The sequence below is a fragment of the Pantoea phyllosphaerae genome (genome assembly GCF_051025595.1).
GTDB lineage: Bacteria > Pseudomonadota > Gammaproteobacteria > Enterobacterales > Enterobacteriaceae > Pantoea.
Map to the genome: position 1 here is coordinate 547862 of NZ_JBPFDE010000001.1, position 21544 is coordinate 569405.

The window sequence follows — 21544 nt, forward strand, 5'->3', positions numbered from 1 at the left end:
AACGTCGATAAAATCATCATTTCAGTCCATCCGGTGAATATTCGAAGTTCTGCAAGCATGTTATAGTTACTGTTATTTCCAGGCAAGCCACCATCCAGGTTTATTCGAGTAAAAAATATGTTTTGTGTGATCTATCGAAGCCCCACCCGTGACCAGACTTATCTTTATGTTGAAAAAAAGGACGATTTTTCCCGTGTGCCTGAGGAGCTGCTGCGCGGCTTCGGCAAGCCGCAGCTGGCGATGGTGCTGAAGCTGGACGGACGCGATCGTCTGGCCAACGCCGACATCAATAAAGTTAAACAGGCGCTTATCGATCAGGGCTATTATTTACAAATCCCGCCGCCGGTTGAAAGTTTGCTGAAAGTTCATCTTGCGGCGGCAAAAAAAGATTAATTCAGATTCATCTGTAAATATAATCAGTGCTTCCTGCTTCTTCAGCATAATTATATATAACGATTTCCAGCAAAATAATGGCGCGATGACCGCGCCTTTTACTGTTCATTATTCTTTATTGCCCGCTTGCTGGCGATAAATTCACCGCCTCGGCAGCATATATTCACGCTTTTTTGACAATTTACGCACACTAATCTTTGCTAAAGCGTCTTATTATGGCCGTCACGGCGGGCTAAAGATCCGCTGAACCGCAAACATCAACGTGCCGGCGTCGCTGGCAACACATAAACCAGAGCAGGGGATTAGCATGTATCAGCATCGTAACTGGCAGGGCGCCTTGTTGGATTTTCCGGTTAACAAAGTGGTCTGCGTCGGCAGCAACTATGCGAAACACATTAAGGAGATGGGCAGCGCCACGCCAGCTGAGCCGGTGGTGTTTATCAAACCGGAAACCGCCATCTGCGATCTGCGTCAGCCGCTCTCTCTTCCCTCTGCCTTTGGTGAAGTGCATCACGAGGTGGAGCTGGCCGTGTTGATCGGTGCCACGCTTAAGCAGGCGAGCGAAGATCACGTGGCGAAAGCGATTGCCGGTTACGGCGTGGCGCTGGATCTGACGCTGCGCGATTTGCAGGCGGGGTTCAAAAAGGCGGGCCAGCCGTGGGAAAAATCAAAGGGCTTCGATAATGCCTGCCCGCTCTCCGGCTTTATTCCCTCAGCGGAGTTTCCAGGCGATCCGCAGGATGCCGAGCTGAAGCTGGTGGTAAACGGCGAGGTACGTCAGCTCGGCAGAACGTCCGATATGATCCATAAAATTCTGCCGCTTATCGCCCATATGAGCCAGTATTTCACCCTACGCGCGGGCGATGTGGTGCTAACCGGCACGCCGGAAGGGGTGGGTCCGCTGCGCTCGGGCGACAGGGTGGACGTGTCGCTGGCAGGCCACGGCATCAGCACGCGCGTGCTGTAAAGCTTGCAACACCGCGCCTGACCCGATATAAGGTGCGGTTTTGTGATTAATCCGGACGCAATCATCATGAGTGAACTTCCTTTCTGGCAGACGAAACGCCTCGATCAAATGAACGACGACGAGTGGGAATCCTTGTGCGATGGTTGCGGCCAGTGCTGCCTGAATAAGCTGCAGGACGCCGATACCGATGAGATTTATTTCACCAACGTCGCCTGTAACCAGCTTAATATTAAAACCTGCCAGTGCCGCAATTATGCGCGCCGCTTCGAATATGAAGAGGACTGCATCAAGTTGACGCGTGAGAACCTGACGCAGTTTAACTGGCTGCCGCGTACCTGCGCCTATCGCCTGCTGGGCGAGGGAAAAGGATTACCGGCGTGGCATCCGCTGGTGAGCGGCTCAAAGTCGGCGATGCACGCGCAGCGTATTTCGGTGCGCTATATCGCCGTGCGGGAAAGCGAAGTGCGCGACTGGGAAGACCATATTATCGATCGTCCCGACCGCAACGGATAAGCGATAAAAAGGCTGCCAGGGCAGCCTTTTTTTTAGCGGGAGAAAATCTCGCGGCGTTTTGGCTTAAACAGCTGCCCAATCACTACTGCGACGGCCACGATCAGGTAGGCGGCAAACACCACAATCATCCATTGCGGCATGCTCAGCGTCAGGAAGGTCCAGCTGCGTTCGGCGCAATCCCCGCTGGCGACAAACACCGACGGCAGCCACTTGTCCAGCGGCAGCCAGGTCGGGAAACGCGCGGCAAAATCGCAGGTGGTAAAGGGATTAGGATGAAGCTGGATCATCGTATGTTCATACGAGAGGCGCAGCCCTTCCCAGGCGCTGTAGATCCAGATAGCCAGGCCAGCCCAGCGCAGCGGCGAGTTAGGCGCGATGGCGCCGACGATGCCCGCGCCCATGACGCCAAACAGCGCGCAGCGTTCATAGATGCACATGACGCACGGCTTCAGGCCCACCACATGCTGGAACCACAACGCCGTCAGCTCCAGCGCCAGCGCCGTTAACGCCAGCAGCAGCCAGGCGGCGCGACCGCGCGAACATTGATTCAGATATCGCAACATCTTGCTTTCCCTGTAAACGGTAGTGCCACGCAGTGTAAACCAAAAGCGCGGCAGTGCCAGCCATGCACTGGCGAAAATCCTGGTCAATTTGGGCTTTACCTGATCCCGTTCAGGTATTTACATCGGCGGCGTCGCTATCCATCCCCACTGCTGCAGAATGGTCGTGACCGGCTCCAGCAGCCAGTAAAGTGAGGCAAAGCCGACCAGCGACATCACGATAGTGAAGGGCAGCGCCATCCACACCATACGCCCATATGAGAGACGGATCAGCGGCGCCAGCGCGGAGGTCAGCAGGAACAGAAACGCCGCCTGACCGTTAGGCGTCGCCACCGACGGCAGATTGGTGCCGGTATTGGTCGCCACCGCCAGCAGTTCATATTGCTGCAGATCGATCGCGCCGTGCGCAAACGCCTGTTTCGCCTCGTTGATAAACACCGATCCCACAAAAACGTTGTCAGATATCGATGAGAGCAGGCCGTTAAAGATGTAATACCAGCTCAGCTGGGCCTGCGGCTCAGCCTGCAGCACGAAGGCGATCAGCGGGCTGAACAACTGCTGCTCGACAATCACCGCCACCACGGCGAAAAACACCGTCAGCAGCGCGGTGAAGGGCAGCGCTTCGGTGAAAGCCTGGCCGATGGTGTGCTCGTCTGTGACGCCGCACAGCGCGGTGGCGAGCACGATTACCGACAGGCCAATCAGGCCAACCTCCGCCAGATGCAGCGCCAGCGCAATGATAAGCCACAGGCCAATCGCCGCCTGGATCCACAGCTTCAGCCGATCCTGGCGCGTGCGCTGCGCTTTCTCCTCGCGATCGCTCTGCAGCAGAATGACGCGTACCGCGTCCGGCAGCGTGGCGCCGTAGCCGAACAGGCGAAAGCGCTCGACCAGCAGGCTGGTGAGAATGCCGCACAGCAGCACCGGCACCGTAACCGGCGCCATGCGCAGGAAGAAGCTGGCGAAATCCCAGCTGGCCGCATGGGCGATGATCAGGTTCTGCGGCTCGCCCACCATGGTCATCACGCCGCCCAGCGCGGTACCGACGCCCGCCTGCATCATCAGGCTGCGCAGAAAGGCGCGAAACTGCTCCAGCGTAGCGCGCTGATCGGGATCCGCTGCGGCGTAGCCGGGGTCGGAAGAGACGCGATGGTAGATCTGATAGAAGCCGACAGCGACGCTGATGACGACGGCGACCACGGTCAGCGCATCAAGAAAGGCGGAGAGAAACGCGGCCGCCAGGCAGAAGGTGAGGCTGAGCAGCACCTTTGACCGCAGCGACAGCAGCAGCCGCGTAAAGACGAACAGCAGCAGCTGTTTCATGAAAAAAATGCCGGCGACCATAAAGATCAGCAGCAGCAGCACTTCAAGGTTATCCGCCAGCTGCTGCTTAACCTGTTCGGCGCTGGCCATGCCGATGGCGATCGCTTCCAGCGTCAGCAGGCCGCCGGGCAGCAGCGGGTGGCATTTTAGCGCCATGCCGAGCGTAAAGATAAATTCGGCAATCAGCAGCCAGCCGGCAAGAAACGGGCTGACGAAAAAGAACAGCAGCGGATTGATGACCAGAAACGCCAACAGCAGCTTTTTGTACCAGTCAGGCGACTGTCCGAGAAAGTTGCGATGCAGCGCCTGACCCCAGGTGATTTCCATGGCGTAATGTCCTGTGTGAAAAAAGATGGGAAAAGGGTAATCAGCGAACCAGCGTGGCGCAATCTTCCCTTGCCGGATTGCGTGCGGCTGCCGATTTTTGCGGCAGCCCGCGCTTTTAATCCCTGCTCTGTCTATACACGCCCAGGACGTCTGGTATGATGAGTGCTATTTTGACAAAGAAAGCAACGAGAACATATCGCTATGGTCATTAAGGCGCAGAGCCCTGCGGGATTTGCTGAAGAGTATATTATTGAAAGCATCTGGAACAGCCGTTTTCCTCCTGGGTCGATCCTTCCCGCTGAACGTGAGCTTTCTGAACTTATTGGCGTAACCCGCACCACGCTACGAGAAGTGCTGCAGCGTCTGGCGCGCGACGGCTGGCTGACGATTCAGCACGGTAAACCGACCCGCGTAAATGACTTCTGGGAAACCTCCGGCCTGAACATTCTGGAGACGCTGGCGCGTCTGGATCACGATAGCGTGCCGGTGCTGATCGATAACCTGCTGTCGGTGCGCACCAATATTGCCTCAATCTTTATCAGCCGTGCGCTGCGTCACCATCCCGACAAGGCGCGCGCGGTGCTGGAGAGCGTCGCCGGCATTGAGGATCAGGCCGATGCCTATACCGAACTCGACTACCGCGTGTTTCGCGGTCTGGCGTTCGCGTCCGGCAATCCTATTTACGGTTTGATTCTCAACGGCCTGAAAGGGCTTTATACCCGCGTAGGGCGCTACTACTTTTCTAACCCCGAGGCGCGCGAGCTGGCGCGCAATTTCTATTCGCGGCTCGAAGCGCTGTGCGTTAAAGAGCCGTCGCAGGATCAGATTGTCGATGCGGTGCGCGAGTATGGCCGTCGCAGCGGCGAGATCTGGCACAGCATGCAGAAAAGCATGCCGGAAGATTTGGGCAGCAAGCGCTAAAAGCGGAAAAACGGACAGCGTCCGGTTTTTTTACGCCTGTGAGTCAGGCGCGGTCGCGGGTAGCATGAACAGATCGCAAAGTCGCTCAAGGCGTCCCTGCGCGCTCGGCCCGCGGCATCCCTGCCGCGGGACGCTTTGCTCTTCTGTTCATGCTACCCACTTAATGAACAGAGGTGCGGCCTGAAAAAAACCGGACGCTGTCCGGTTTTTTCATTGTTTTTCCTTACAGCGCACTGCCGCGCGTCGGACAGCGGTCCAGCAGCTCGACGCTGCCGTCTTCATTCTGCTGTTCGAGGATCACATCAAACCCCCACAGGCGATGCACATGCTTCATTACCTCGCGGCGGCTCTTGTCGAGCGGCGTGCGGCTTTGCGGCACGTAGCGCAGCGTCAGCGAACGGTCGCCGCGCAGGTCGACGTTGTAGACCTGAATATTCGGTTCCAGATTGCTCAGGTTGTACTGCGCCGAGAGCTGCTGGCGAATGGCGCGGTAGCCCGCCTCGTCATGGATAGCGGCGATCTCAAGATAGTTGTTGCGGTCGTCGTCCAGCACGGTAAACAGACGGAAATCGCGCATCACCTTGGGCGACAGGAACTGGCTGATAAAGCTCTCATCCTTAAATTCGCGCATGGCGAAGTGCAGGGTCTCCAGCCAGTCGGAACCAGCAATATCGGGGAACCAGTAGCGATCCTCTTCTGTCGGCGACTGACAGATGCGCTTAATATCCTGGAACATCGCGAAGCCAAGCGCGTAAGGGTTAATGCCGTTATACCAGGGGCTGTTATAGGCCGGCTGGAACACCACGTTGGTATGGCTGTGAAGAAACTCGATCATAAAGCGCTCAGAAACTTTACCCTCATCATAGAGATGATTGAGGATGGTGTAGTGCCAGAAGGTCGCCCAGCCTTCATTCATCACCTGCGTCTGCTTCTGCGGATAGAAATACTGGCTCACCTTGCGCACGATGCGCAGGATCTCACGCTGCCACGGCTCCAGCAGCGGCGCGTTTTTCTCCATAAAGTAGAGCAGGTTTTCCTGCGGCTCCGACGGATAGCGCGCCGCCTCAATCTGCACCGCCTCTTTCTCGCGGCGCGGCAGGGTGCGCCACAGCGTGTTTACCTGGCTTTGCAGATACTCTTCGCGACTCTTTTGTCGCGCTTTCTCCTCCTGTAAGGAGATCTTCTGCGGACGCTTATAGCGATCGACGCCGTAGTTCATCAGCGCATGGCAGGAGTCAAGCAGCCTTTCGACCTCTTCGACGCCGTAACGCTCTTCACAGTCGGAGATATATTTCTTCGCAAACAGCAGATAGTCGACGATAGAGCTGGCGTCGGTCCAGCTACGGAACAGATAGTTATTTTTAAAAAATGAGTTGTGGCCGTAGCAGGCGTGCGCCATCACCAGCGCCTGCATGGTCATGGTGTTCTCTTCCATCAGATAGGCAATACAGGGATTGGAGTTGATCACAATCTCATACGCCAGCCCTTGCTGCCCGTGCTTATAGCGCTGTTCGGTTTCGATAAACTTTTTGCCGAACGACCAGTGAGCGTAGTTGATCGGCATGCCGACGCTGGAGTAGGCGTCCATCATCTGCTCAGAAGTAATGACTTCTATCTGATGGGGGTAGGTGTCAAGTCGGTAGAGTTTGGCTACGCGGTCAATTTCCGCAAGGTAGACATCGAGCAAATCGAATGTCCAGTCCGGTCCATCGCTGAGTCGTTTGCTGTCCTTAATCGGATCGTCAAAGATTGTCGTCATAGCGCACCTCTGTTTTGCAAACAGGCCTGCCCGCTGCGAGCAGCCGGTTTCGGTAATTTCAAGGCTCATCCCTAAGAAAGAGAACCCCAAACACGGAGCGAACACTTCAATGATAGTCCACTGTCACCTATCTGATCGCGGAACTCAACTGAATTATTCGGCACAAAATCATCTGAAAAAGAGCGCAAAAGCATTTGATGAACGCGCGGCGGCGTAAATGGCGAAAAGTCGGGATAAAATGCTGTTTATAAGTGGATTGTATGGCGTCGGCTTATTCTCCTGAAATAAGTGAATATTGCCTCATGCGCTATTATTAACTGCTGAGAAGCGGTAAAAAGGCGCATAAGTTACTGATTTTGTCTCTGACCAACGATTTTAGTGTCTGAAAAAGTGAAAAACATGTGAAATAAGTTAATGAGGTAAGGGCTGTTACCGGCAGGTGTGAATGCGCTGGTATTGCCCTGTAGTCTAGTGAATTATGCTTTTGATTTTGCCGGTGGGGGCGATATGCACGTAGTGATTCTCGGTAGTGGTGTAGTGGGGGTGGCGAGCGCCTGGTATCTGGCGCGTGCGGGCCATCAGGTGACGGTGCTGGATCGCCAGCCCGACGCTGCGCTGGAGACCAGCGCAGGCAACGCGGGGCAGATCTCGCCCGGTTATGCGGCGCCCTGGGCCGCCCCTGGCGTGCCGCTCAAGGCGGTTAAGTGGATGTTCCAGCGTCATGCGCCGCTGGCTATCCGCCTGGACGGCAGCAGCTTCCAGCTGGAATGGATGTGGAACATGCTGCGCAACTGCGACATGCAGCACTATCAACAGAACAAAAGCCGCATGGTGCGCATCGCTGAATACAGCCGCGACTGCCTGAAGGCGCTGCGCGAAGAGAGCGGTATCGCCTATGAAGGTCGGCAGGGCGGCACGCTGCAGCTGTTCCGCACTCAGCAGCAGTTTGACAGCGCCAGTAAAGATATCGAGGTGCTACGCGAGGCGGGTGTGCCTTACGAACTCCTGCACGCCCATGAGCTGGCGCGCGTCGAGCCGGCACTGGCCACCACGCAGCACAAGCTGACCGGTGGCCTGCGCTTGCCCAACGATGAAACCGGCGACTGCCAGCTCTTTACGCAAAAACTGGCGAAAATGGCGCAGGAGGCGGGCGTGGTGTTTCGCTTCAATACGCCGGTCGACCAGCTGCTGCGCGAAGGCAACCGCATTTACGGCGTGAAGTGCGGCGACGAAGTGATCAAAGGCGACAGCTACGTGGTGGCCTTTGGCTCCTACTCTACCGCGCTGCTGAAGCATATCCTCGATATCCCGGTCTATCCGCTGAAGGGCTACTCCCTGACCATTCCGGTGAAAAATTCCGAGGCTGCGCCGGTCTCTACCATTCTCGACGAAACCTATAAGGTGGCGGTTACCCGCTTCGACAACCGCATTCGCGTTGGCGGCATGGCGGAAATCGTCGGTTTTAACAACAAACTCTTACCTGCGCGGCGGGAAACGCTGGAGATGGTGGTGCGGGATCTTTATCCTGAAGGCGGTCATATCGAACAGGCCAGCTTCTGGAGCGGCCTGCGCCCTATGACGCCAGATGGAACGCCGATTGTCGGACCGACGCCGCTCAGCAATCTCTACCTGAATACCGGACACGGCACGCTCGGCTGGACCATGGCCTGCGGCTCCGGTCAGCTGCTGGCCGACCTTATCAGCGGCAAAACCCCGGCGATCGCCGCCGACGATCTGTCGGTGTTCCGCTACCTGCCGGGTTTTGCCCCGTCATCGTCACCATTACGCAACGCGAACGCCACGCGTTAACAGTCAGGGAGAGAGGTATGTCACGTCCAGTTTTCGCCACCATCGATCAGCAGGCGCTGCGGCATAACCTGGCGATAGTGCGCCAGGCGGCGCCCGATGCGCGCGTCTGGTCGGTGGTCAAAGCCAATGCCTACGGCCACGGGCTGGCCCGCGTCTGGGAGAGCCTGGCCCAGACCGACGGCTTCGCGCTGCTGAATATGGAAGAGGCGATCCTGCTGCGCGACAGCGGCTGGCGTAAACCGATTCTGTTGCTGGAGGGCTTTTTCCACGCCGACGATCTGCCGCTGATCGATCGCTACCGCCTGACCACCAGCGTGCACAGCAACTGGCAAATCAAAGCGCTGGCGGAAGCGCGGCTCTCCGCGCCGGTGGATATCTACCTGAAGGTCAACAGCGGCATGAACCGCCTCGGCTTCCGGCCTGAGCAGGCGCACGGCGCGTATCAAAAGCTGCGTGCGCTGGAAAACGTCGGCGACATTACGTTGATGGCGCACTTTGCCGATGCGGAAAACCCGGAAGGGCTGATCGCGCCGCTGCAGCGCATTGAACGCGCCGCAGAAGGGCTTGCGATTCCCCGTTCGCTCTCCAATTCCGCCTGCACGCTCTGGCATCCTGAAGCGCACTACGACTGGGTGCGTCCCGGCATTATTCTTTACGGCGCGTCGCCCAGCGGCGACTGGCAGGATATCGCCAGCACCGGCCTGAAGCCGGTGATGACGCTTAACAGCGAAATCATCGGCGTCCAGCAGCTGAGCCGCGGCGACGGCGTAGGCTACGGCTATCGCTATCGTGCGCAGCAGGAGCAGCGTATCGGCGTGGTGGCGTGCGGCTATGCCGATGGTTATCCCCGCCACGCACCCACCGGCACGCCGGTGTGCGTCGACGGCGTCATGACCCAGGTGGTTGGTGCGGTTTCGATGGATATGATCACCGTCGACCTGACGCCATGCCCGCAGGCGGGCATCGGTTCCGCGGTTGAGCTATGGGGCGAGCAGGTGAAAATCGATCAGGTGGCGAAAGCAGCCGGCACGGTCGGCTATGAGCTCATGTGCGCGCTGGCGCCGCGCGTGCCGGTCAGGGTTATTTAAGCGCGGTCAGCGAACCGCGCATCTTCTTACTGCAGCGCCAGGCGATGAGCGCCAGCGCTGCGCCCGCCAGCATCATCAGCGCCAGCGCGCTCTTTTCCGCCACGGGCAGCATAACAATCAGCAGGCTGCCCGCCGCGCCGCCCGCCATCTGAATAAACCCCTGCAGCGCCGCCGCGACGCCAGCCTGCTGCTGGTAGGGCTCTAGCGCATAGCTGGTGGCAGGACCGACGGTAAAGGCCAGGCCCGCGACCGAAACGGCGACCGGCAGCATATAGAGCGCCCAGTGGCTCTGCGCGCCCTGCGGCAGCAGATACATGCCGGCAAACAGCAGCAGCGCGCCCGCCAGCATGGTGACGAAGCCCATCGCAAGACAGAACGGCCGTCCCGCCTTGCGGATCGCTTTATTGACGAAGGCGCTGACCAGCATGATCCAGAAGCCGTTAGCGCCAAAGGCGAACGAAAACTGTAGCGGCGTCAGGCCGCCTTCCGTCATCAGCACGTGCGGCGCCAGTGAAACATAGGTCAGCACCATACCGAGCGCCCCCGCGTTGGCGAAAGCGAAGGCGAGAAAGCGCGGCTGACGCAGGATAGCGCCATACTGCGCCAGCGGCAGTCCCTTTACCCGCAGCGTATTGGCGGGGCGCGTCTCCGGTAGTCCGACGAGCACGATAACCGCGATAAGCAGGCCGTAGGCGCACAGGAACCAGAAGGGCGCGCGCCAGTCGAAGGCGCTGGCGAGCAGGCCGCCCAGCAAAGGCGCCAGCGCAGGCACGATATTCAGCGCGCCGTTTAGAAAACCGTAGGCGCGCGCCGCATCGTCGCCGCTCAGGCGATCGCGCACCCCGCTAAAGGCGACAACGGCGCTACAGCAGACTGCGCAGCCCTGAATCAGACGCGCCGACAGAAACAGCGGCCAGCTGGTGGCGGTCGCCGCCACTGCGCTGCCCGCCACGTAAAGCGCCAGCCCCAGCAGCGCAATCGGCTTGCGGCCGTAGTTGTCGACCAGTGGGCCGGTCACCAGCTGTCCTAAGCCCATTACCAGCAAAAAGACGGGAATGGTGGTCTGGATCAGGCTGACCGGCGTATTCAGGCCGACGGCGATGTCAGGCAGGGTTGGCAGATAGAGATCGATGCCCAGCGGCGCCAGCAGCACCAGGCTTAACAGCATCAGGGTAAATTTTTGCATAAAAACCAGAGGTGAACGTCTTGTTAAAACAAGCGGGAAGGGTAATGAGTTGAGGACGAAAAGAAAAGCGGAAAATAGGATGCCCGCCATAAAGCGGGCATCCTGAACGCGTTTAGTAGGCGCCGTCGCGACGCAGCACCACGCCGGCGGTTTTGAACAGAATGGCGATATCGGTCCACAACGCCCAGTTTTTCACATACCAGGAGTCGAAGTAGACGCGGGTATCGTAGTCGATATCGTTACGGCCGCTGACCTGCCACAGGCCGGTCATGCCCGGTTTCGCCATCAGATAGTAGTCAACGTCACCCGCATAGCGCTCCAGCTCCGCTTCGATTACCGGACGCGGGCCCACCAGGCTCATTTCGCCGCGGATAACGTTCCACAGCTGCGGCAGCTCATCAAGACTGGTTTTACGCAGGAAGCCGCCAATGCTGGTGATGCGCGGATCCTTTTTCAGCTTAAAGTCTTTGTCCCACTCGGCGCGTGCCTCAGCGCTGGTGGCCAGCAGTTGTTCCAGCACCTCTTTCGAGTTGGTCACCATTGAGCGGAACTTCAGGCATTTAAACTTCTCGCCGTTCTGACCGATACGTTCATGACCGTAGATGGCGTTGCCACCGTCGCGTTTTACCATATAGCAGAGCAGGCCAAAAACCGGCGCCAGGAACAGCAGCAGCAGCGAAGCGACTACGATATCGAAGCCGCGCTTCAGAAAGCGGGAAGAGCGCTTGGCGAGGCTGTTACTGACGCGCAGGATCATGACTTCATGGCTGAAGATAAATGACATATCGGTGCCGTAAAGCGGCACGCCGCGCAGCGTCGGGATCACGGAGATTGAGCGGCAGTTCATTTTCGACAGGAATTTCAGCCAGGTGTCGCGTATGACCTGCTGTTCAAATTCGGTAGCGACGATAAATTGCACGTTGTCGCGGTCAATGGTCTGCCAGTTAATGTCCTGCTGTTTAATAACGGGCACGCCGTTAACAGACGGCGGATGATTTTCGTCGTCGGTGCTGATAAACGCCTGCACGTTATAGCCGAGGATCTCTTCGCTCTGCAGCGCAGCATAGGCTTCCATGGCGTTTTTGCCCGACCCGATAATAATGGTCTCTTTTTGCCACTGACCGGCGCGGTTAATGGCGCGTTTGACGGCGGCGCGCATCAGCGGCAGCAGCAGCAGCGCGTAGCTCCAGCTAAACAGCCAGACCATGCGCGAAAAGTCCCACTTGGAAAAGGCGATCAGCGCCAGATCCAGCAGCGAAAACACAAACAGGGTTTTCACCACTTCTTTCAGTTCAAACCAAAAGGGTTTGCGGTAGGTGTAGTGACGCATGCGCATCCAGAAATAAGCGGTGCACAAAACGGAAAGCGCAAACTGCGCAATAAAACGGTATTCAATTTGATGAGGCGGAATAAATCCATCCAGGTCGCCCCAGATCCCCTGAATAGTGGCGGCGGATAAAAACAGCGCCAGATTAAGGGCAACCAGATCGGAAAAGCTTAACGCCAGCTTTGCGATGATATTTTTTCGCGTTCCGCTCCATGAGCGGCTCGCATCATTCATTACCAGTGTACTTGCCATAACACCTGCTCTCTTTTTTCTTAAGTAAAAGATGGCCTGACCAGAATCAAGTACGCGCTCAGGAGTGGACAACTGAAAAACCAGAACAATTATCTTCAGTTCATTACAGTCGTTAGAGCCATACAGGCTGCAGTGAAGAGATAAAACAATTGCGTGATTTTTGTCACGAAAATCTGCAGCAGCGATTAAGAGTATGCAGGAGATATTTGACAGAGTTAATACGGAACAAATCCTAAAAACGCTTTTTTGCCTAAAGTTTTTTAAATTTAAGGCATTGATTTGATTATTTAAAGTGAGGAAAGAGCGGGAGATAGGCCACTTTTTCAGGCAGATTTTTCAGAATTACCGCCAGGCGTAATCGCTGGCGGCGAAATGTGCGGTCAGGCAGGTTTTTTTAACACCCACTGGTCTTGCTGTTTATCATAATGTCCAATCTGTAAATCCACCGGCTCGCCATCAATCCATGCCGGCACGCTGGTCTCATGGTCCCAGCCGTCGAGCTGATAACTCAGGCCGGGATTAGTTTGACAGGGAATACTGACGGTCTGCAGATTATCGCTGTCGAGTTCGGCATCAATAATCTCATAACGACCAATTTTAACGACGTGTCCCATAACTCTCTCCCGTTTGCTGGACCAAATAATGAGCATAGCCGTTTCCGCTAAAATATCGAGCCGCAGCGCCTCAGATTATTCTCGCTCTTCTGCGACGCGCACCCCAATTTTAACGATGCGGTTATCTTCTTTTTCCGCCACCGTCCAGGTAATGTGATTCCACTCGACCTGATCGCCGACTACCGGCGTACCGCCAAGCATGCTCATGACCAGCTGGCCAAGGGACTGCAGGTCGTTGGTCTCTTCGCCCAGCTCCAGCCCGTAAATCTGCGCCACGTCGCGCAGGCGCGCCTCGGCGTCGAGGATGAAGTCGCCGAAAAAGCGCTGATCCAGCGAGACGGGCGGCGACTGGCTGAACATTTTGCCCAATGCCGGCAGATCGCGTTCGCGGCCGATAACGCAGATCACGTCGCCTTCCTTGAGCCGGGTATTCGCGTTCGGATGCATCAGAACGTTATCGCGGAACAGCGCGGCGATGCGGGTTTCGCGCGGCATCTGCAGATCGCGCAGCGCCGCCCCGACGCACCATTTGTCGGCGCTGAGCTGATAGACGAACTGCTCCCAGGGATTTTCCGGGTGGATATCCAGACCGACGCGGCTGACAGGCGACGCCGTGGGCGGCACCACAACGCGTGCTTTCTTTGCCGCAAAGCCGAGTGACGTGCCCTGCAGCATCAGCGATACCAGCACCACGAAGAAGGCGATATTAAAGTAGAGCGACGCATTCTCCAGCCCCGCCATCATTGGAAAGACGGCAAGAATAATCGGCACCGCGCCGCGCAGGCCGACCCAGCTGATAAAGATGCGTTCGCGGCCGGTAAAGCCGCGGAACGGCAGCAGCCCCACCAGAATTGACAGCGGACGCGCCACCAGAATCAGCCACAGCGACAGGAGCATCGCCGGTACCGCGATATGCCACAGGTCGGACGGCGTCACCAGCAGGCCAAGCACGATAAACATGCCGATCTGGCTGAGCCAGGCCATGCCGTCAAAGGTCTGCAGAATGCCATGACGGTTGCGAATCGGCCGGTTGCCGAGCAGAAAGCCGCAGAGATAAACCGCGAGAATGCCGCTGCCTTCCAGCATGGTAGTGAGGGCAAATACCAGAATGCCGCCGCTCAGCGCCAGCAGCGGGTAGAGGCCGGTGGCCAGGCTGATGCGGTTGATCAACTGCTGCAGCGCCCAGCCGCCGCCCAGCCCCAGCACGATGCCCAGACCGAACTGCTGCACCAGATGCACCAGGAACATCCAGTCGAGGCCGGTTTCGCCTTTCTGAATCATCTCAATCAGGGTGATAGTTAAAAACACCGCCATAGGATCGTTGCTGCCCGACTCAATCTCCAGCGTCGAGCTGACGCGCTCGTTCAGGCCTTTGTCACCCAGCAGTGAGAAGACCGCCGCAGCGTCGGTGGAGCCGATAATGGCGCCGATAAGAAAACCCTGCATCAAATCAAGCCGGAACAGCCAGGCGGCCGCCAGACCGGTCAGCCCGGCGGTGATCATCACCCCGACCGTCGCCAGCGAGAGCGCCGGCCCCAGCGCCACCTTAAAAGAGCTGGCTTTGGTGCGCATCCCGCCGTCGAGCAGGATCACCGCCAGCGCCAGGTTGGAGATCAGATAGGCGGCGGGGTAGTTGTCAAAGGCGATGCCACCGATGCCGTCGACGCCGGTCAGCATGCCTAAAGCCAGAAAGATCACCAGGATAGGGATGCCGAGCCGCGAAGAGAAAGAACTGAGTAAGATGCTTGACGCAACCAGCACAGAACCGATGATAAAAAGGCTGTAGACAATATTGTGGTTCAACGTGCTCTCCTGCAGTTACGACAGTGATAAGAAGTCTGGTGCGGGGAATGGCCGTGCATCGGAAAAAGAAGATGCGTAATCAGTAAGTTGTCAGCGTACAATCTCTAATTATGCCGATTGATTTTTCTGTCTGAACTCACTATTAATGTGCAAAAAAAAGGGCTTGTTCGTCAAGAGGATTAATGGCGGGTATTTTAGCAGGTATTCGCGGGATTAAATAAAAAAAGCCGGTCAGCGACCGGCTCAGAGCATCAGGCTTCCGCTGCCTGTTTGTGAAACAGCTCGCGAAACACAGGATAAATATCTTCCGGCTCGCGGATATGCTGGATGGCAAAATTATCAAACATCGCCTGCAGATGTTCATATTCGCGCCACAGCGTCTGGTGCGCACGTCGGGTAATCTCAATGTAGCTATAGTAGCGCACCACCGGCAGAATATTCTTCGCCAGAATTTCATGGCAGAGCGGCGAGTCGTCTGCCCAGTTGTCGCCGTCTGACGCCTGGGCGGCATAGATATTCCACTGCGACGGATCGTAGCGCTCCCTGACCACCTCATCCATCAGCTTCAGGGCGCTGGAGACAATGGTGCCGCCGGTTTCCTGCGAGTAGAAGAACTCCTGCTCATCCACCTCTTTTGCCTGCGTATGGTGGCGGATATAGACCACGTCCACGTTTTTATAGGTGCGGCTCAGGAAGAGGTAGAGCAGAATATAGAAACGCTTCGCCATATCCTTCGTCGCCTGGTCCATTGAGCCGGAGACATCCATCAGGCAGAACATCACCGCCTGGCTGGAGGGCTCAGGGCGTTTTTCGAAGTTCTTATAGCGCAGATCAAAAGTGTCGATAAAGGGCACGCGCTCGATGCGCGCGCGCAGTTCAGCGATCTCTTTACGCAGGCGCTCCTCTTCCAGCAGCTGCGCCGGCTCCGCTTTCTCAATCGCCGTCAGCGCCTCTTCCAGCTCATGCATCATACGGCGCTTGCCCGCGGTCATCGCGGTGCGTCTTGCCAGCGAATTTTGCAGCGACCGTACCACGCTGATATTGGCGGGCACGCCGTTAGAGGTAAAACCGGCGCGATGCGTTTTATATTCATTCAGCTGACGATGCTGATTTTTCCGCAGATTCGGCAGCGCCAGATCTTCGAACAGCAGGTCGAGATACTCATCTTTGGAGATCTGGAAAACGAACTCATCCTGACCCTCGCCATCCTGACTGGCGTTGCCCTGACCGCCGCCACCGCCGCCGCCGCCGCCCTGAGGCCGTTCAACACGGTCGTTCTGCACAAAGTGGTCGTTGCCGGGGTGGACGCGATGGCGGCTGCCGCCTCGGCCCTGATGAAAAATCGGTTCATTAATATCGTCGACGGGAATGGAAACGGACTCGCCACTTTCAACGTCGGTTACCGAACGCTTATTGATGGCCTCCGAGATAGACTGTTTGATTTGCGATTTATAACGGCGCAAAAAGCGCTGTCTGTTGACTGCGCTTTTATTCTTGCCATTAAGTCGCCGATCGATGAAGTAGGCCATAAAACTCCCCCAAACGTTGTAAGCAGGTCGGGCAGTGGCCCGACCTTATGGGTATTAATGCCAGCGCATCAACGTGCTTACGCGTTGTGATTAGGACGATTTACGCACGCGCAGATACCATTCGCACAGCAGACGCACCTGCTTGCGGGTATAGCCTTTCTCCATCATGCGCTCGACGAAATCGTCATGTTTCTTCTGTTCATCCGTGGAGGTTTTGGTATTGAACGAGATAACCGGCAGCAGCTCCTCAGTGTTCGAGAACATTTTCTTCTCGATAACGGTGCGCAGCTTCTCGTAGCTGGTCCAGTTAGGATTGCGGCCATTATTCTGCGCGCGGGCGCGCAGCACGAAGTTCACAATCTCGTTGCGGAAATCCTTCGGATTGCTGATCCCGGCCGGTTTCTCAATCTTTTCCAGCTCCGCATTCAGCGACTCACGGTCGAACAGCTGTCCGGTATCAGGATCGCGATACTCCTGATCCTGAATCCAGAAATCGGCGTAGGTCACATAGCGGTCAAAAATGTTTTGGCCATATTCAGAGTAGGACTCCAGATAGGCGGTCTGGATCTCTTTGCCAATAAACTCGGCGTATTTCGGGATCAAGTAGCCTTTCAGGTGCTCCAGATATTTCTCTGACTGATCCTGCGGGAACTGCTCGCGCTCGATCTGCTGCTCCAGCACATAGAACAGGTGCACCGGGTTCGCCGCCACTTCGTTGTGATCGAAGTTAAACACGCGCGACAGAATTTTAAACGCGAAGCGGGTAGAGAGGCCGTTCATGCCCTCGTCAACGCCGGAATAGTCGTGGTACTCTTGCCAGGATTTCGCTTTCGGATCGGTATCCTTCAGGCTCTCACCGTCGTAAACGCGCATTTTTGAATAGATGCTGGAGTTTTCCGGCTCTTTCAGGCGCGACAGGATAGAGAACCGGGCAAGGGTTTCCAGCGTGCCGGGCGCGCAGGGCGCGGTAGCCAGTTCGCTGTGATTGAGCAGTTTCTCGTAGATTTTTATCTCTTCGGAAACGCGCAGGCAGTAAGGCACCTTGACGATGTAGACGCGGTCAAGAAACGCCTCGTTGTTTTTGTTGTTGCGGAAGGTCACCCATTCCGATTCGTTAGAGTGCGCCAGGATAATACCGTTAAACGGCAGCGCAGAGATCCCCTCTGTACCGTTGTAATTTCCTTCCTGCGTCGCGGTCAGCAGGGGGTGCAGCACCTTGATCGGCGCTTTAAACATCTCGACAAATTCCATAATCCCCTGGTTTGCGCGGCACAGCGCACCGGAATAGCCGTAGGCGTCGGGATCGTTTTGCGCGTGGTTCTCCAGCTTGCGGATATCGACTTTACCCACCAGCGCGGAGATATCCTGGTTGTTCTCGTCGCCAGGCTCGGTTTTGGCGATCGCCAGCTGCTCAAGAATCGACGGCCAGACTTTGACCACTTTGAAGCGAGTAATATCGCCCCCAAATTCATGCAGGCGTTTCGCCGCCCAGGGCGACATGATGGTGCCGAGGTAGCGACGCGGCACGTTGTACTCTTTTTCAAGAATGTTGGCGTCTTCCTGCGGATTGAACAGGCAGAGCGGATGATCGTTGACCGGGCTGCGTTCGCCATCGGCGCTTAACACATAGATAGGCACGCGCTGCATTAGCGCTTTCAGACGCTCCGCCAGCGAGGATTTACCGCCACCGACCGGCCCCAGCAGGTACAGGATCTGTTTTCTCTCCTCCAGACCCTGCGCGGCATGCTTCAGATAGGAAACGATCTGCTCTATGGCTTCTTCCATGCCATAGAACTCTTCGAAGGCCGGATAGCGGCCAATCACACGGTTGGAGAATATTCTGGAAAGGCGTGGCTCCTGGGCAGTGTCGACCATTACTGGCTCACCTATAGCCATTAATAGTCGCTCTGCGGCGTTGGCGTATGCACTGCGATCCTGCTTACAGATTGCAAGAAATTCCTGCAGTGTGAACTCTTCGTCCTTGGCAGCTTCATAACGCTGACGATAGTGATCGAATATATTCATAGCGATGCCCGTCCTTTCGTTTTTAGCACAGGTAAAGGAGCGTAATTAAAGGCTCATGCAGCTCCCGGAAGATATTCTCATTGAGTACAGCAACCCTTATGCCAACCTGATGTATTGTTATCGGGGTACACACTTCTTATGGTCACTCTGCTCGTACTAAGACTCACGGCTTACTTTTAACTGTAGAAGGCATTTAGGAAATTTCCTCCGCTTAATTTTACTATTTGGCGATATATCAATAACAAAGTCAGATTGTTGCAAAGCCAGCTTTGCGTCAACCAAAGGGAAAAGAGAGAAGAATCCGGCAGATGTGCCGCTTTCAGCCGCTCTGTTAAAGAGCACCTCAGATAATGGTTAAACCGGCGAGCAAAAATCGTTAAACTTCCTGGTGATTTTTATATTTATGGAAGAAATAAATTGTGAACCAATTCAAACTTAACGCGCCCGGCGCGATTATTTGTGCTCTTTTTTTTGCTCATACCGCTGCGGCCGAGTCCCTGTCGGTTGGCGCATCAGTGATTTACGCGCAGTCTCCCTATCGTGGCGGACAGGATCGCTATTTGCCGGTTCCCGTCATTAATTACGAAGGCGATAACTTCTGGTTCCATACCCTGCAGGGTGGGTATTACCTGTGGAAAGATCCGCAAAATCAGCTCTCTCTGACCCTGCTCGGGTCGCCGCAGCAGTACGATCCGGGCGACAATGACCTTGGCGACATGAAAGGCCTCGATAAGCGCCGTATGACGCTCATGGGCGGCGCCACCTACAATCACATGGCGCAATGGGGCATCCTGCGCACGGCGCTGCTGGGTGATGTGCTCAACAACAGTAACGGCATTATCTGGGACCTGACCTACCTTTATCGTTTCAACTTTGGCAGCTTCAGCCTGACGCCGGGTGTCGGCGCGATGTGGACCAGCGCCAATCAGAACCGCTACTACTATGGCGTTTCCAGTCATGAGTCGGCCCGCACCGGCATCAGCCGCTATCAGCCAGACGACAGCTGGTCTCCCTACGTCGAGCTGAGCGCCAGCTATCAGATCACGCCGCAGTGGAACGCCAGCCTGGTTGGGCGCTACACCCGTTTCGATAGCGAGATCAAAGACAGCCCGATGATCGATAAGAGCGGTCAGACCACGCTCTGGAGCGGCATTAGCTACAGCTTCTGATCGGCACCGTCGCGGGGCAAATTGTTAACCAGGCACCAAAAGGGTGCCCTGATTTGATGCAGGAGCAAACGGATGGACAAAGCGATCGCTTTTGATGACCACACGCAACTACCCGCGATAGGTCAGGGCACCTGGTACATGGGCGAAGAGGCCGCGCGTCGCAGTGAAGAGGTCGCCGCGCTACAGGCAGGACTCGATGTGGGCCTGACGCTGATTGACACCGCCGAGATGTATGCGGAAGGCGGCGCGGAAATAGTGGTCGGCGAGGCGCTGCGCGGGCGACGCGACAGCGCGTTTCTCGTCTCCAAGGTCTATCCGTGGAACGCGGGAGAAGCGGATATGGTCGACGCCTGCGAGCGCAGCCTGCGGCGGCTCGGCACCGACCGACTGGATCTCTATCTGCTGCACTGGCGCGGCAACGTCCCGCTTGAAGAGACCATTCGCGCAATGGAAACTCTTCAGCAGCAGGGCAAAATCCTGCGCTGGGGCGTTTCTAATTTTGACGTCGACGATCTGCAGGAGTTGCTGGAAGAACCAGGCGGTACAGGCTGCGCCACCAATCAGGTGCTGTATCATCTCGCGTCGCGCGGCATCGAGTTCGATCTACTGCCCGCCTGCCAGCAGCATCAGATGCCGGTCATGGCCTATTGCCCGCTGGCGCAGGCCGGAAGGCTGCGACAGGCGCTCTTTTCCGACGCCACGCTGGTGGAGATTGCACAACAGAAGGGCATTAGCGTCGCGCAGCTGCTGCTGGCGTGGGTGATCCGTAAAGAGGGCGTAATGGCAATCCCCAAGGCGAGTTCGCAGGCGCACGTGAAAGAGAACGCCGCGGCGCTGCACATTCGCCTGAGCGACGATGAGCTGGCGCGTATTAATAAAGCGTTTCCGCCGCCCCGGCACAAGATGGCACTGGATATCGTTTAAAGGGTAAGCTACGCCAGCAGTCGTTCTGCTGGCGCAGCGCGGTGGTGAGCGACGCGGAGCGATAACCAGACGCTCATGCTTCCAGCGCGGGACGTTTTGCCCTGCGATCCGTGTCGCCCAGCTCATACATCAGGCCGCCGCCTGACCTCTTTTAGGCTTTCTGCCGCAGACGGAAGGTGGTCGCCAGCCGCGCCGGTTTTTCGCCTGCGCTGTGCATCGGTTTGGAAATGCGCGCCGTCTCCACGCACACCATGGTTTTATAGCCGTCGTTGGCCATATCCGCCATGCTGCATGACAGCTCAACGCCAGGGTTCCAGGTCACCACGTCGCTGTGATGATGGTGATAGACCTCAATGACGCGCTGTCCCTGTTTATCCTGAATCAGCGCGCAATCTTCCGGCTGGGTAAAGACTCGGTCAATACGGCCCGGATAGGTCTGTTTACCGCTTGAGGTCTGCTCGCTGTTGTTGTCGACCTTATCGATAAAGTGCGAACCCAGCCCGCTGACCTCGACGCCAGCAATATCAGCCACCTGAAAGTAGCTGTGCAGCGCGCCGGTCGCGGTAAAGTCGCCGTGCGCTTCCAGCTCGATTTCACAGTGCTTGCCGAGGCGGAAACGGGCGAACAGGGTAAAGTCATGCGGCCATAATTTTTTCGTCTGCGCCGTACTCTCCAGCACGAAGGTCAGCATGACGCTCTCTTCGTTCTCATCGTGCGCCGACAGCGTCCAGGGTTGATTACGGGCAAAACCGTGCGCCGGTTCGCCTTCCGGTCCAAACCACGGCCAGCAGATGGGCACGCCACCGCGTATGGCTTTGCCAGAGGCGAAAAGCGACTTTTCGCTCAGCCAGATAACCGGCTTTTCTCCGCTCGGCTGCCAGGCAATAAGATGCGCACCCTGAAGGGTAATCGCAGCACGTACCTGAGGATGGCTCACCACAATCACCGGCAGATCGCCCAGCTGACGCTGCGAGAGGTAAGGGGAGATCTGCTTCACCACGGGCAGCGAGAAAATTTTATCTTGCATAACCGAATCCTTCCTGTTGCTACGAAAA

At 56.7% G+C, this 21544-nt stretch carries 18 protein-coding genes; 8 read left to right on the forward strand and 10 right to left on the reverse strand.

The window, feature by feature from the left end; translation table 11 throughout:
• The first annotated feature begins 117 nt into the window (after window positions 1-117).
• The 3 genes from ACR6A7_RS02580 (at window position 118) to ycgN (ending at window position 1873) form a co-directional block, all read left to right on the forward strand.
• Window positions 118-393 carry a YcgL domain-containing protein gene (locus tag ACR6A7_RS02580; RefSeq protein WP_434123195.1) on the forward strand — a complete coding sequence of 92 codons (276 nt, stop codon included), beginning with the start codon at window positions 118-120 and terminating at the stop codon, window positions 391-393.
• Window positions 394-700: 307 nt separating this feature from the next.
• Window positions 701-1360: a fumarylacetoacetate hydrolase family protein gene (locus tag ACR6A7_RS02585; RefSeq protein ID WP_434123197.1), complete on the forward strand. Its 660-nt coding sequence runs from the start codon at window positions 701-703 to the stop codon at window positions 1358-1360.
• Between the two features lie 66 nt (window positions 1361-1426).
• Window positions 1427-1873 carry a cysteine cluster protein YcgN gene (gene ycgN, locus ACR6A7_RS02590; protein ID WP_434123198.1) on the forward strand — a complete coding sequence of 149 codons (447 nt, stop codon included), beginning with the start codon at window positions 1427-1429 and terminating at the stop codon, window positions 1871-1873.
• A 32-nt stretch (window positions 1874-1905) separates the two neighbouring features.
• Here ycgN and dsbB read toward each other — a convergent pair whose 3' ends face one another.
• A complete protein-coding gene (gene dsbB, locus ACR6A7_RS02595; RefSeq protein ID WP_434123199.1) occupies window positions 1906-2436 on the reverse strand; it encodes a disulfide bond formation protein DsbB in 531 nt (176 codons plus the stop codon).
• A 117-nt stretch (window positions 2437-2553) separates the two neighbouring features.
• Window positions 2554-4083 (reverse strand): sodium/proton antiporter NhaB, encoded by a 1530-nt coding sequence (gene nhaB / locus ACR6A7_RS02600; RefSeq protein WP_434123200.1) that lies wholly within the window; start codon window positions 4081-4083, stop codon window positions 2554-2556.
• Window positions 4084-4284: 201 nt separating this feature from the next.
• Here nhaB and fadR point away from each other — a divergent pair, with 201 nt between their 5' ends.
• On the forward strand, window positions 4285-5004 hold the full coding sequence (gene fadR, locus ACR6A7_RS02605) for a fatty acid metabolism transcriptional regulator FadR (protein WP_033746644.1): 720 nt from the start codon (window positions 4285-4287) through the stop codon (window positions 5002-5004).
• Between the two features lie 223 nt (window positions 5005-5227).
• On the opposite strand, the gene ACR6A7_RS02610 is transcribed toward fadR, so the two are convergent.
• A complete protein-coding gene (locus ACR6A7_RS02610) occupies window positions 5228-6763 on the reverse strand; it encodes a SpoVR family protein (protein WP_434123202.1) in 1536 nt (511 codons plus the stop codon).
• Window positions 6764-7270: 507 nt separating this feature from the next.
• Here ACR6A7_RS02610 and ACR6A7_RS02615 point away from each other — a divergent pair.
• Window positions 7271-8572 (forward strand): D-amino acid dehydrogenase, encoded by a 1302-nt coding sequence (locus tag ACR6A7_RS02615; RefSeq protein WP_434123203.1) that lies wholly within the window; start codon window positions 7271-7273, stop codon window positions 8570-8572.
• 17 nt (window positions 8573-8589) lie between these two features.
• Window positions 8590-9660, forward strand: coding sequence for a catabolic alanine racemase DadX (gene dadX / locus ACR6A7_RS02620; protein WP_434123205.1), 1071 nt, complete (start codon window positions 8590-8592; stop codon window positions 9658-9660).
• On the opposite strand, the gene ACR6A7_RS02625 is transcribed toward dadX, so the two are convergent.
• The 6 genes from ACR6A7_RS02625 to yeaG all read right to left on the reverse strand — a co-directional run bounded on the left by ACR6A7_RS02625 (window position 9653) and on the right by yeaG (window position 18396).
• Window positions 9653-10846: a multidrug effflux MFS transporter gene (locus tag ACR6A7_RS02625; protein ID WP_434123206.1), complete on the reverse strand. Its 1194-nt coding sequence runs from the start codon at window positions 10844-10846 to the stop codon at window positions 9653-9655. The two genes, dadX and ACR6A7_RS02625, sit on opposite strands and share 8 nt — an antisense overlap.
• Window positions 10847-10958: 112 nt before the next feature.
• Entirely contained in the window at window positions 10959-12425 is a 1467-nt protein-coding gene (gene wbaP / locus ACR6A7_RS02630; RefSeq protein WP_434123208.1) for an undecaprenyl-phosphate galactose phosphotransferase WbaP, read from the reverse strand.
• Between the two features lie 380 nt (window positions 12426-12805).
• Complete coding sequence (locus ACR6A7_RS02635; RefSeq protein ID WP_434123209.1) at window positions 12806-13039, reverse strand: DUF1480 family protein; 234 nt, start codon at window positions 13037-13039, stop codon at window positions 12806-12808.
• A gap of 75 nt (window positions 13040-13114) precedes the next feature.
• Complete coding sequence (locus ACR6A7_RS02640; RefSeq protein ID WP_434123210.1) at window positions 13115-14842, reverse strand: potassium/proton antiporter; 1728 nt, start codon at window positions 14840-14842, stop codon at window positions 13115-13117.
• Window positions 14843-15093: 251 nt separating this feature from the next.
• On the reverse strand, window positions 15094-16371 hold the full coding sequence (locus tag ACR6A7_RS02645; RefSeq protein WP_434123212.1) for a YeaH/YhbH family protein: 1278 nt from the start codon (window positions 16369-16371) through the stop codon (window positions 15094-15096).
• 90 nt (window positions 16372-16461) lie between these two features.
• The gene (gene yeaG, locus ACR6A7_RS02650) at window positions 16462-18396 is read right to left on the reverse strand and encodes a protein kinase YeaG (protein ID WP_434123213.1); all 1935 of its coding nucleotides are present in this window, start codon (window positions 18394-18396) and stop codon (window positions 16462-16464) included.
• 419 nt (window positions 18397-18815) lie between these two features.
• Here yeaG and ACR6A7_RS02655 point away from each other — a divergent pair, with 419 nt between their 5' ends.
• Both ACR6A7_RS02655 and ACR6A7_RS02660 read left to right on the forward strand, forming a co-directional pair.
• The gene (locus ACR6A7_RS02655; protein WP_434123215.1) at window positions 18816-19565 is read left to right on the forward strand and encodes a MipA/OmpV family protein; all 750 of its coding nucleotides are present in this window, start codon (window positions 18816-18818) and stop codon (window positions 19563-19565) included.
• 72 nt (window positions 19566-19637) lie between these two features.
• Window positions 19638-20489 carry an aldo/keto reductase gene (locus tag ACR6A7_RS02660; RefSeq protein WP_434123216.1) on the forward strand — a complete coding sequence of 284 codons (852 nt, stop codon included), beginning with the start codon at window positions 19638-19640 and terminating at the stop codon, window positions 20487-20489.
• 151 nt (window positions 20490-20640) lie between these two features.
• Here the strand turns inward: ACR6A7_RS02660 and ACR6A7_RS02665 are convergent, their stop codons facing one another.
• Window positions 20641-21516, reverse strand: a complete 876-nt coding sequence (locus tag ACR6A7_RS02665) for a D-hexose-6-phosphate mutarotase (RefSeq protein WP_434123217.1) — start codon at window positions 21514-21516, stop codon at window positions 20641-20643.
• Between the last annotated feature and the right edge of the window lie 28 nt (window positions 21517-21544).

Coding starts and splice junctions, on each gene's coding strand:
- ACR6A7_RS02580 (WP_434123195.1), top strand. CDS start 118: ATGTTTTGTGTGATCTATCGAAGCCCCACCCGTGACCAGACTTATCTT.
- ACR6A7_RS02585 (WP_434123197.1), top strand. CDS start 701: ATGTATCAGCATCGTAACTGGCAGGGCGCCTTGTTGGATTTTCCGGTT.
- ycgN (WP_434123198.1), top strand. CDS start 1,427: ATGAGTGAACTTCCTTTCTGGCAGACGAAACGCCTCGATCAAATGAAC.
- dsbB (WP_434123199.1), bottom strand. CDS start 2,436: ATGTTGCGATATCTGAATCAATGTTCGCGCGGTCGCGCCGCCTGGCTG.
- nhaB (WP_434123200.1), bottom strand. CDS start 4,083: ATGGAAATCACCTGGGGTCAGGCGCTGCATCGCAACTTTCTCGGACAG.
- fadR (WP_033746644.1), top strand. CDS start 4,285: ATGGTCATTAAGGCGCAGAGCCCTGCGGGATTTGCTGAAGAGTATATT.
- ACR6A7_RS02610 (WP_434123202.1), bottom strand. CDS start 6,763: ATGACGACAATCTTTGACGATCCGATTAAGGACAGCAAACGACTCAGC.
- ACR6A7_RS02615 (WP_434123203.1), top strand. CDS start 7,271: ATGCACGTAGTGATTCTCGGTAGTGGTGTAGTGGGGGTGGCGAGCGCC.
- dadX (WP_434123205.1), top strand. CDS start 8,590: ATGTCACGTCCAGTTTTCGCCACCATCGATCAGCAGGCGCTGCGGCAT.
- ACR6A7_RS02625 (WP_434123206.1), bottom strand. CDS start 10,846: ATGCAAAAATTTACCCTGATGCTGTTAAGCCTGGTGCTGCTGGCGCCG.
- wbaP (WP_434123208.1), bottom strand. CDS start 12,425: ATGGCAAGTACACTGGTAATGAATGATGCGAGCCGCTCATGGAGCGGA.
- ACR6A7_RS02635 (WP_434123209.1), bottom strand. CDS start 13,039: ATGGGACACGTCGTTAAAATTGGTCGTTATGAGATTATTGATGCCGAA.
- ACR6A7_RS02645 (WP_434123212.1), bottom strand. CDS start 16,371: ATGGCCTACTTCATCGATCGGCGACTTAATGGCAAGAATAAAAGCGCA.
- yeaG (WP_434123213.1), bottom strand. CDS start 18,396: ATGAATATATTCGATCACTATCGTCAGCGTTATGAAGCTGCCAAGGAC.
- ACR6A7_RS02660 (WP_434123216.1), top strand. CDS start 19,638: ATGGACAAAGCGATCGCTTTTGATGACCACACGCAACTACCCGCGATA.
- ACR6A7_RS02665 (WP_434123217.1), bottom strand. CDS start 21,516: ATGCAAGATAAAATTTTCTCGCTGCCCGTGGTGAAGCAGATCTCCCCT.